Genomic DNA, 1,405 nt, shown 5'->3' with positions numbered 1-1,405 from the left:
TCAATCCCTGAAATCTAAACAAGCTCTAACCAAGCATTATTTTTTAAAAATGCTGAAAAATATCAGCTGATGAATACCTTGTGAGAGAGTATTCATTTGTACTCTAGAAAGGAGGTGATCCAACCGCAGGTTCTCCTACGGTTACCTTGTTACGACTTCACCCCAGTCGCTGATTCCACTGTGGAGGGTAGCTAGTTTAGCATCCCCGCTTCGAGTGAAATCAACTCCCATGGTGTGACGGGCGGTGAGTACAAGACCCGGGAACGTATTCACCGTAGCATGGCTGATCTACGATTACTAGCGATTCCGGCTTCATGCTCTCGAGTTGCAGAGAACAATCCGAACTGGGACATATTTTATAGATTTGCTCCATCTCGCGATATTGCGTCTCATTGTATATGCCATTGTAGCACGTGTGTCGCCCTGGGCATAAGGGCCATGATGACTTGACGTCGTCCACACCTTCCTCCTCCTTACGAAGGCAGTATATTTAGAGTGCTCAGCCAAACTGTTAGCAACTAAATACGTGGGTTGCGCTCGTTGCCGGACTTAACCGAACATCTCACGACACGAGCTGACGACAGCCGTGCAGCACCTGTCTCTAAGTTCTAGCAAGCTAGCACCCTCTTATCTCTAAGAGGTTCTTAGGATATCAAGCCCAGGTAAGGTTCTTCGCGTATCTTCGAATTAAACCACATGCTCCACCGCTTGTGCGGGTCCCCGTCTATTCCTTTGAGTTTTAATCTTGCGACCGTACTCCCCAGGCGGTATACTTAATCCGTTAGGTGCATTACTGCCCTGACTAGCAGAGCAACAACTAGTATACATCGTTTAGGGCGTGGACTACCAGGGTATCTAATCCTGTTTGCTCCCCACGCTTTCACGCATTAGCGTCAGTTGAGTTCTAGCAGATCGCCTTCGCAATGGGTATTCTTGGTGATCTCTACGGATTTTACCCCTACACCACCAATTCCATCTGCCTCTCCCTCACTCTAGATTATCAGTTTCTCAAGCAGTTTAATGGTTAAGCCATTAGATTTCACAAAAGACTTGATAATCCGCCTACGCGTCCTTTACGCCCAGTGATTCCGAGTAACGCTTGCACCCTCCGTATTACCGCGGCTGCTGGCACGGAGTTAGCCGGTGCTTATTCGTTGGGTACCGTCAAATTTCTTCCCCAACAAAAGGAGTTTACGCTCCGAAAAGTGTCATCCTCCACGCGGCGTTGCTGCTTCAGGCTTTCGCCCATTGAGCAATATTCCCTACTGCTGCCTCCCGTAGGAGTCTGGACCGTGTCTCAGTTCCAGTGTGACTGATCATCCTCTCAGACCAGTTATGCGTCATAGCCTTGGTGAGCCATTACCTCACCAACTAGCTGATACAATATAGTCTCATCCTACACCGA

1 rRNA gene is annotated in these 1,405 nt (G+C 48.4%); it reads right to left on the bottom strand.

The features are described from left to right. Positions 1-107: 107 nt before the first annotated feature. A 16S ribosomal RNA gene (locus PTQ34_RS08785) occupies positions 108-1,405 on the bottom strand; the annotation flags it as partial.

The organism is Campylobacter magnus (assembly GCF_028649595.1).
Lineage (GTDB): Bacteria > Campylobacterota > Campylobacteria > Campylobacterales > Campylobacteraceae > Campylobacter > Campylobacter magnus.
The sequence above is the reverse complement of the archived record's forward strand: the minus strand, read 5'-3'. Positions and strand labels throughout refer to the sequence as shown.